The organism is Streptosporangium minutum, assembly GCF_002149035.1.
Classification (GTDB): Bacteria; Actinomycetota; Actinomycetes; order Streptosporangiales; family Streptosporangiaceae; genus Streptosporangium; species Streptosporangium minutum.
In genome coordinates this window covers 1-8,937 of the sequence record NZ_NGFP01000331.1, presented here as the reverse complement: position 1 = coordinate 8,937, position 8,937 = coordinate 1, and the positions used below count along the sequence as shown (strand labels likewise).

Here is an 8,937-nt window from a genome sequence, read left to right as displayed (position 1 = left end):
CGCCCAGACCGTCATGTACCACCCGCAGGTCCCCCCCACCCGCCACGCCGACTTCTACCGCCTCAACGCCCGCAACCGCGTCTGGCTGGCCCGCCGCAACCTGCCCTGGCCCCTGGCCGCGCTCTACCTCCTCAACTGGATCGCCCTCACCCTGATCCGCGAACGCTCCGGCACCGCCCTGCGCGCCTGGTTCAAGGGCTTCACCGAAGGCCTCCGCGAGCCCGCGGGAGAACGCCGTCCCATGGGCTGGAAGACCGCCTGGCGCATGCTCCGCCTGGGCCGTCCGCCGATCGTCTGACCCCGTGGTGGACGTCTACACCCTCGGCGAGGCCTTCGCCGTCGTCACCAGTGGCCGGATCCGTCACGAGCACGAAGCCAGGCTGGACGTGGCCGGAGCCGAGCTCACCGTCGCGGTCGGGCTGGCCAGGCTCGGGCACACGGCCGCCTGGCTGGGCAAGGTGGGGGGCGACGAGATCGGCGCCCGGATCCTCACTGCCCTGCGCGGTGAGGGCGTGGACGTCTCGGACGCGCGGGTGGACGACGCCTCCCCCACCGGGCTGCTGCTGAAGGAGTCCAGGCTCGGGCAGGCGGCCAGGGTCACCTACTACCGGACGGGGACCCGGCTCACGCTGGGCAACGTCCCCGTCGACCGGATCGCGGCCTCCCGGGTCCTGCACGTCAGCGGGATCGCCGCCGCGCTGGGCGCGCGCGACGCCGTGCACGCCGCCGTGCGGGCCGCGCGGACCGCGGGGGTCACCGTCTCGGTGGCCGTCAACTACCGCGACCAGCTCTGGCCGGACCTCCGGGAGGCCGAGGAGATCCTCAGCGCGCTGGCCTGCTCGGCTGACGTGCTGTTCGTCCGGCAGAGCGAGCTGGACCTGGTCAAGCCCGCCCTCAGCGGGGATCGGGAGGTCATCGTGATCCGGGGCGCCCGGGGGGCGAGCGTCCGGGTGGACGGCGTCCGCCACGACGCCCCGAGCCTCGGCACGCCCGTGGTCGACCCCACCGGTTCGGGAGACGCCTTCGCGGCCGGCTACCTCAGCGCGCTGCTGGAGCGGTCGCATCCCGCCGACCGGCTGCGCCGGGGCGCCCTGCTGGCGGCTTTCGCGGTGTCCAGCACCAGCGAGTGGCAGGGGCTGCCCACCCGCGCCGAACTGCCGCTGCTGGAGTCCGACGTCTGAGCGGCGCCGCCCACGGCCCGCTCGCCGGGATCGGCGCCTGACCTGTGCCGCCTGAGGTGCGGAACCCGGCGCGCCGCGGCCCGCTTCTCCGGAGTCCGGCCGCCTAGAGCTCCTTCGCCTCGCCGAAGGCCATGGTGAGGTGGGAGACCGTGCTGGTCATCAGGGCGAGTTTGGGCAGGCCGAGCTCGCTCAGCTCCTTGGCGACGGGGTGGTTGCCCAGGCGGATCAACGCCCCGCCGGGGCGCATGCGGACCCCGTGGGGGGACATCGACCAGGGGATGCGGCGGGTGACGCCGTCCAGGTGGCTGTAGGCGTCGACGGGGGCCATCGTGCCGCCCGCGGGCACCGGGGCGCCGGGCTTGACCAGCAGGTCCAGCACCAGGCGGCCGTCCTTGCGCAGGATGCACCGCTTGTAGGGGGAGCTCAGGCGGAGGTCGATGTCGGCCAGCTCCTTCGGGAAGCCCCAGATCGTGCGGCCCGCCTCCAGGGTGAAGCCCTGGTCGACGGGGAGCCAGTGGATGAACGCCCCGGCCCCGGACCTGCGCAGCTCGGACAGGCCGGCGCGCAGCCCCCGGGGCGGCGGTGGGCCTTCGCCGGGCGGGCGGATCAGGAAGGCCACGCCGAACTCCCGGTAGGCGTCCAGGTCGCCGTCGGCGTAGTCGACGAACACCAGCGTGCACAGGGCCTTGCCGGGCAGCACCTCGGCGACGTCCAGCCCCGAGTAGGCGATCACCGCCCGGGCTGCGTCCGCCCGGACCAGGTAGGAGGCGCTGCAGACGGAGGCGTCCCGAATCCGCACCGGCATGGCGATCTCGCGGCCCTGGATCAGATGGCGTGCCATGCCTCCAGTACACCAATCTCCGGCCCGGACGTCACTGGTCTGTCCGCCCATTCCTCCAGCAGCCCCACGAACTCGCCCGCGTGCGCGGGCCAGTCGTAGTGGCGCAGGGCCTCCTCGTAGCCGCGCGCGCCCATCGCCGCGGCTCCCTCAGGATCGTCCCGCAGCGCCAGTACGGCGCGCAGCGCCGCGTCCACGTCCCCGAAGGGCGTGACGACCCCGTAGCCGGCCCGGCCGACCAGGGAGGCGGCGGCCGGGAGCGGCGTGGTGACCACCGGGAGCCCGCGGGACATGTACTCGGCGATCTTGGCCGGCATCGACCGCCGGTAGGCGGGCACGTCGTGCAGGAGTGACAGCCCGGCGATCGCCCCTTCGGCCATCCGCAGCGCGTGCCGGTTGGGCACGTAGCCGTACCAGTCGAGCAGGCCCTGCCGCTGCGCGTCCCTCAGCATGGGCCTGATCTCGGCGTCGGCGGCGCCCACCAGGTCCATCCTGATCCCGTGGGGGATCAGCCGCCGGGCCAGCTCGACCAGCTCCGCCGCGCCCCTGGCCCGGGACAGCCGACCCACGTAGACCACCCGGTTCCGGCCGGGTGGCGGAGGCTGCCGACGGGGCACGTAGGTGGTGTTGGGCACCACCGGGTGGGACCCGGAGAACCGCTCCCGGTGGGACTCCTCGGCCAGGACGAGGTGCAGCCGGTCCTCCGCGCGGGCCTCGACCCGGCGGATCAGCGCCGGCAGGGTCCGGCGCAGGAGCTCTGGGAGATCCGTTTCGGCCTCCAGGACGGCGGCCGTGTCCTCGTGGACGTCCCAGACGGTCACGGGGCGGCGCCTGGGCAGCCGGAGAAGCAGCTCGATGTCATGGACGATCAGAAGGTCGGCGCCCTCGGCTCCGCGCTTCAGAGCCCCCCGGGCGGCCTTCAGGGCACGTCTGCGCCGACCGCCCAGCGCGCGGGGGACGTCGACGGCCCGGATCCGGGGATCGGGCGTGACGTTGCAGTCGGTGAAGGGCGCGACATAAGTGATCTCGTGCCCCGCGTCGAGGAGCGCCCGGATCTGCCGATGCATGATCCGGGCGTCTTCGGGGTGATGGACAATCGTCCCGACACATACCCGCATATCCCGATGCTGAGTGTCGGTTCCGTCATCACCGGATGTGTTGGGTTAATTACCGAGGAACTGCCGCTGAACTCTCCTTGCGGGCCGGCTCCGCCTGCTTGCCGGGGGAGTCCGCCGACGGGCGGCGGTAGAGCCAGACCAGGCGGGGTTCCAGCAGCCACTTGAAGAGCGTGCGCGTCTCCGGCAGGCACAGGACGATGGCCAGCGCCAGGGAGCTGGACATGATCGCCAGCACGCCCAGCGGGCCGTACAGCCAGGGGAAGCTCAGCCACCCCTGGTCCTTGGCGATGAGCACCACGACGCCGTGGAGCAGGTAGGCGTAGAGCGTGCGGGTGCCGAGGTCGGAGAACCAGGTCTCGCGCCGGGGCACCAGGGCCAGCAGCGCGACCGACATGGCCAGCGCCGCGACCAGCATCGCGCCGCGCACGCCGAGCCCGAGCCACCAGCTCGTGTCCATCGACTTGATGCTGTAGCGGAAGTAGATCGGCTTGAGGTTGACGTGCGGGGCGATGAAGACCGCGACCGCGACGCCCCCGGCGACCGTGATCCCGGCCAGAATCCTGACCCAGACCGGCTTGAGCAGGTCGAAGTGCTCGGGCTTGAGCACCAGGCCGAGCACGTAGAAGGGGAGCAGGCCGAAGAAGCGGTCGATGCTGAAGTCGCCGGAGATCTCCGAGAAGCCGGCCACCATGTAGATGATCACCGCGACCAGCAGCGGCTGCCGCATCCGGTTCCAGATGGGCGTGGAGATCCGCCAGAGCACCAGGGCCAGCAGGTACCAGTTCAGCCAGGCCGGGTCGATGATCGTCAGGGTCCATTTCTGGCCCAGCCCGTAGCGGAGCAGCGCGTAGCCGATCTCCACGACCACGTAGGGCACCAGCATGGTGTCGACCAGCTTGTTGATCTTGGCGTTGGAGTTCCAGAAGTTCCGGCCGAGATAACCGCTGATCAGTACGAACGCCGGCATGTGGAAGGTGTAGATGAACAGGTAGGCCGACTTGGCCGAGTGCGCGGCCAGGGTGGGCACCAGCGAGTGCCCGGTCACGACCAGGGCGATCAGGACGAACTTGACGTTGTCGAGGTACGGCTCGCGCTTCTTCCTGGCCGGGGGAGCGGCGGGCTCCTCCTCCGGGCGCGGCTCCTGCTCCGGCTCTTGCTCCTGCTTCGGTTCCGGGGCCCGGCCCCAGGGGGAGGGCTCGGGGTCACGGGCGGAGTTCTCCCAGTAGGAGAACGGCCGCTCGGCGGGCGGAGCCTCCTGCGGCCTGCGCTGGGGGGCCTCCGGCGCCCACGCGGCGGGGGCGGCCGGGGTCCGGGTGTCGTGGTCCGAGGACCAGGCGGGGTCCAGCGGGTCCAGGAGGTTCCCGGCGGGTGCGGCGCGGTGCGTCATCTCCAGCGGGTTCCGGGGGCCGGGGGGCCGTACGTCCGAGTACGGCGCCCGCGTCTCCCGCGCGGCGGACGGCTGTGCGTCCCCGTGCGTCGCCCAGGACTCCGGCGCGGCGGACGGCTGGGCGTCGCGTGTCGCCCAGGACCCCGGAGCGGCGGACGGTCGTGTCTCCTCGTGCATCGCCCAGAACTCCGGCGCGGCGGGCGGCGGGACCTCCCCGCCCGCTGCCCGCGCGGGGGCGGAGGGCGGCCGGGTGTCACCGTACGGTGTCCGTCCCTGTGATCCCGAGGGTTTCCGGGTCTCCCGCTTCGGGGCCTGCTCCTGCTCTCCGGGAGGTGTCTGGGTGTCCCAGTTCGCCCACGCGTCCTCCTCGGCGGAGGACTGCGGCTCCTGATAGGCCGGGTAGCCCCAGGCGGTGACCTCGCCGGGGTCCTCCTCCGGGCCCTGTCCGTCCCGGCGATCCCAGGAGGAGGCGGTGGAGGCGCGGTCCGGCGGCTCAGGCCAGGAGGCCTGGGACGACTGCGTGTACTCGGGCATCGGCCACGGGGCGGGTGTCCGGCCCTGTCCGCCGGCGGACCCGCCGGTGTCGGCGTCGGGGGCGCCGTCGTCCCGGGGGGTCGGTAGCTGGAAGGGGGATCGGGTGTCGCTCACGGGGAAAACGCTCAGCTATCTGTCGGAGACTGGGAGGTAGTCGGACACGCTACTGAAGACGCCCAGGGACCACCGGGGGGATGCGGTCGAGTGGGGTTCGCCTCGCCGACCCGACAACCCTAGACCGATCACGCGCCGTCTGTCGCACGAGCACTCGGGGTTTGAGACGGTTCGCGGCGAATCGTGATCGTTTAAAACCAGCGGGGCTACCGGCTTCCCCGTCGCCCGGCCGATCGCCGGCGGTGAGGGTCACTGGCAGGGGTTGGTCTCGCTGTCGACGATGTCGCCCTTGAGGGAGTCGGGGATCTTGGTGGGGACCCGGACGCCCTTCCAGTCGGCGCCGATGATCAGCTGGACGACCGGGCCGGTGGGGAGCGGGGTGGCCGGGATGGTCGCCGCGTAGTTCTCCACGCTTGCGGGCTTCGTCTTGCCCGCGATGGGGGTGAGCTTGTCGCCGGAGAGCCTGGCGGCCACCGCGTCGGCGTAGGCGGCGCCCTCGGCGTCCTTCTTGCCGTAGCGCAGCGCGGTGGTGGGCACGTCGGCGGTGGCCGGGCGGGCGTTGCCGACCTGGGTCACCCGGAAGCCCTGGGCGGCCAGCTTCGCGGCCACCTCCTTGGCCACGCCCGGCTTGTCGGTGCCGTTGAAGACCTGGACCTGGACCTGCTCGTTCTTGACGGTCGGCTTGGCGGGGGCGTCGGGGGCCGGGCTCTTGGTCACCTCGACGTCGCTGCGGACCGACTCGAACAGCTCGCCGGCGGCGGGCTCCCGCCAGACGACCCGGTTCTTGTCGGCGGGGTCCGGCATCCAGGGCACGGTGACGGCCTGCAGCCCCTTGGCGGTGAGGGACTTCGCGCTCTGGGCGATCTCCAGCATGCGCCCGGTGTCGAGGTTCTTGTCCACCGTCACCGAGGCGGCGGCGGCGTTCAGGAAGCCGGTGAGCTTGCCGAGGTCGGTGAGCAGGTCGGAGCTGGTGGCCTTCTGCATCACCTGGTTGAGGAAGACCTGCTGGCGCTTGATCCGGCTGGTGTCGCTGCCGTCGCCGAGCCCGTAGCGGGCGCGGACGTAGGCGAGGGCCTCCTCGCCCTGCACCACGTGCTTGCCCTTGGTCAGATTGAGCTTGGCCCTCTTGTCCGTCACGTCCTTGGGCAGGCAGATCTCGATGCCGCCCAGCGCGTCGACGATGCCCTTGAACCCGGCGAAGTCCACCTTGACGAAGTGGTTGATGCGGATCTGGGTCAGCGTCTCGATCGTCGTCCACGTGCAGTCGATGCCACCCTCGTTGAAGGTCGCGTTGATCATCTTGACGCCGCCGGGGATGATCGCCTTCGTCCTGGGGTTCTTGCAGTTGGGCACATTGACCATGGAGTCGCGGGGGAAGCTGATCATGGTCGCCTTGTCGCGGTTCGGCGAGATGTGGAGGAGGATGATCGTGTCGGTCCGCTCGCCCTCGTTCTGCATGTGCTGGCCGTACTTCTTGTTGCCGGCGCCGGCGCGGCTGTCGGAGCCCACGACGAGCACGTTGAGCGCCCCGGTCTCCGGGGGGCGGTTGGCGCCGAGCCTGCTCTCGACGTCGTCACGGTCGATGAGGCCGTCGATGTCGCGGTAGAACTTGTAGGCGCCGAGGGTGCCGACCACCAGGACGCCGGTCATCGCGACGCTGATCCAGGCGCCGACGCTCAGCCGCCTGGCCTTGCGGCCCGGGTTGCGGGGCGGCTTGGCGTACTCGGCCGGGGTCTCGGGAGGCGCTCCGCCGTTCCCACCCGCGCGCCGGGAGGCCCGGCGGCCGGGGCTGGTCGGCTCCGCCCGGCGGTCCTCCACGGCGACGTGCCGATGGTCGCTCATGCGATCTCCTCGCCTGGCGGCAACGTCCGGTGCTGGTTCAGCTCGCTCATTGCGCCCAAAGAGTAGGTCACGAGGTGAGTGGCGGAAGCCATGATGACGCGAACTTGGTCATGACCGCTCCCCGAGACGCCCGTGATGATCCGAGCGCTCAGCATACTCAAATACGGACATTTCTTGGAATGTTACGGAAAGAAGGTTTACCCGCCACAAGGGCCGCGGCCAGACAAGCGGCCGGTACGGCGGGCAGCACGTACCGGTAGTCGAACTCCGCGACCGCCGGGGGCATGACGAGCAGCACCACGGCCGTCGTCCACGGCAGCACCCACATCGGGGACTCCGGACGGAGGCGCCGGACGCCCGCCGCGACCGGGGGGACCAGCAGGATCAGCAGCACCGCCGCGCCGGGCAGCCACACGACGTCCTGGTAGGCCCGCATCCAGCCCGCGTAGGGCTCCACGATCCGGGTGGCGATCGGCCCCCGCTCGTAGTCGCGCTCGGCACSCTCGGCGCCCACGGTGGCCGGGTAGCGGCCCGGCGGGGCCGGCGGCGCCGCCGGGAACTCGTAGTAGTCGTAGACCTCCTGGTCGGGGTAGACCGGGCGGCTCAGCGGGAACGAGCGTGCCAGCTCGGAGAGGACCGAGCCCAGGTAGCCGAGCGGCTGGCTCCGGACGGCCAGCGAGGCGAACCGGCCGGCCAGCTCGTCGTTCTCCTCGCTGAAGGTGATGCCCGGCAGCCTGACCAGCGGGGAGTCCGGGCTCCAGACGTATTCCTGCGCGGGGGGCCGCCGCGCGGGCGGGCGGGGGTCGCAGAGCACGGCCAGGTCCGCGGGCGGCCTCATCACCGCGCAGTCGGCGAAGGTYATCGTCTTGGCGTAGAGGAAGACGCCGTTGGCGCCCACGATGCCGATCCGGCCGTGGACCGCGTGGAACCAGGCCCCGTACCCCAGGATCGGCAGCGCCGCCGCGGCCAGCATCACCCCGGCCATGAGCACCCGGCCCCGCGTCCGGTAGATCAGCCAGCACGCGAAGATCACGACCAGTGGCAGCCCGACGGTCCTGGTCAGCGTCGCGGCCGCGACCAGCAGCCCGATCCCGCACGCCGTACGCCATCCGATGTCCCGGGAGAGGCCGAGGCAGACCGCCGACATCACCAGCGCGGCGAACAGGGTGTCGGAGACCAGCAGGTGCTCCAGCTCGATCTGGTAGGCGTCCAGAAGGGAAGGGACGGACGCGAGCACCGCGGCCCAGCCCGGGGCGCGCAGCCGCCGGGCGGTGAGGTAGACGAGCACGCCGACCAGCAGTCCCAGCAGATGCTGGACCAGCGCGACGGAGGCGAAGCTGTGAAACGGTTCGAGCAGCCGCAGCAGCATCGGGTATCCGGCCGGGCGGACCAGGTCGGGCCGGGGCTTCAGCGCGGTCACCACGTAGGTGTAGGAGTCGGGGAACCAGATCGCGGGCCGGTAGCCGAGCATGGTGATCACCCGCAGCACGACCCCGAGACCCAGCACCCCCAGGAACCACCGGTGCCCCCGAGCCCAGCCGACCACTTTCCGCCCCCTTCGCGCGCTGCGCGTACGCTACCGGAATGCGGGCTGGTGCTCCGGGCCTCAGCCCGAGGTGAAGGCCCCGCGCGTGAGTGCCCGCCAGGGCGCGAGCGTCACCAAGGGCCTAGACCGGGCGGTTTTGCTGCTCGATGTACTGGCGCACGATCGACAACGGTGCGCCGCCGATGCTCCCGGCGAAGTAGGAGCCCGACCACAGCTCGTTCGCCCGGTAGCAGTGGGCGGCCAAATCGGGGAACCCTTGTCGCATCCGCCGGGACGCCACGCCCTTCAGCGAGTTGACGAGCTTGGACAGGGCGACCTTGGATGGGAAGTTGACCAGCAGGTGGACGTGGTTGTTCTCACCGTTGAACTCGACCGGC

The 8,937-nt window shown here is 71.6% G+C and carries 7 protein-coding genes and 1 pseudogene; 2 read left to right on the top strand and 6 right to left on the bottom strand.

What is annotated here, in order from left to right; genetic code table 11:
- Together CA984_RS40160 and CA984_RS40155 are read left to right on the top strand one after the other, a co-directional pair.
- Window positions 1-298: pseudogene (locus CA984_RS40160) on the top strand (glycosyltransferase family 2 protein); the annotation flags it as partial.
- Window positions 299-302: 4 nt separating this feature from the next.
- Window positions 303-1,181, top strand: coding sequence for a sugar kinase (locus tag CA984_RS40155; protein ID WP_242676440.1), 879 nt, complete (start codon window positions 303-305; stop codon window positions 1,179-1,181).
- A 103-nt stretch (window positions 1,182-1,284) separates the two neighbouring features.
- Here the strand turns inward: CA984_RS40155 and CA984_RS40150 are convergent, their stop codons facing one another.
- From CA984_RS40150 to tnpA, 6 genes are all read right to left on the bottom strand, one after another.
- Window positions 1,285-2,022, bottom strand: coding sequence for an acetoacetate decarboxylase family protein (locus CA984_RS40150; protein WP_086578596.1), 738 nt, complete (start codon window positions 2,020-2,022; stop codon window positions 1,285-1,287).
- Window positions 2,007-3,086 (bottom strand): glycosyltransferase family 4 protein, encoded by a 1,080-nt coding sequence (locus tag CA984_RS40145; protein WP_479725546.1) that lies wholly within the window; start codon window positions 3,084-3,086, stop codon window positions 2,007-2,009. Before CA984_RS40145 ends, CA984_RS40150 begins: the two co-directional genes overlap by 16 nt.
- 100 nt (window positions 3,087-3,186) lie before the next feature.
- On the bottom strand, window positions 3,187-5,172 hold the full coding sequence (locus CA984_RS48940) for an acyltransferase family protein (RefSeq protein WP_086578594.1): 1,986 nt from the start codon (window positions 5,170-5,172) through the stop codon (window positions 3,187-3,189).
- Window positions 5,173-5,421: 249 nt separating this feature from the next.
- A complete protein-coding gene (locus CA984_RS40135; protein ID WP_086578593.1) occupies window positions 5,422-7,014 on the bottom strand; it encodes an LCP family protein in 1,593 nt (530 codons plus the stop codon).
- A gap of 157 nt (window positions 7,015-7,171) precedes the next feature.
- Window positions 7,172-8,560: a hypothetical protein gene (locus CA984_RS40130; protein WP_086578592.1), complete on the bottom strand. Its 1,389-nt coding sequence runs from the start codon at window positions 8,558-8,560 to the stop codon at window positions 7,172-7,174.
- 121 nt (window positions 8,561-8,681) lie between these two features.
- Window positions 8,682-8,937 (bottom strand): IS200/IS605 family transposase (tnpA, locus tag CA984_RS40125; protein ID WP_108724684.1); only part of this gene is annotated, 256 nt, incomplete at its 5' end.

Bases quoted from the DNA above. Each gene is read 5' to 3' on its own strand.
- CA984_RS40150 (WP_086578596.1), bottom strand. From the start codon at position 2,022: ATGGCACGCCATCTGATCCAGGGCCGCGAGATCGCCATGCCGGTGCGG.
- CA984_RS40145 (WP_479725546.1), bottom strand. From the start codon at position 3,086: ATGCATCGGCAGATCCGGGCGCTCCTCGACGCGGGGCACGAGATCACT.
- CA984_RS40135 (WP_086578593.1), bottom strand. From the start codon at position 7,014: ATGAGCGACCATCGGCACGTCGCCGTGGAGGACCGCCGGGCGGAGCCG.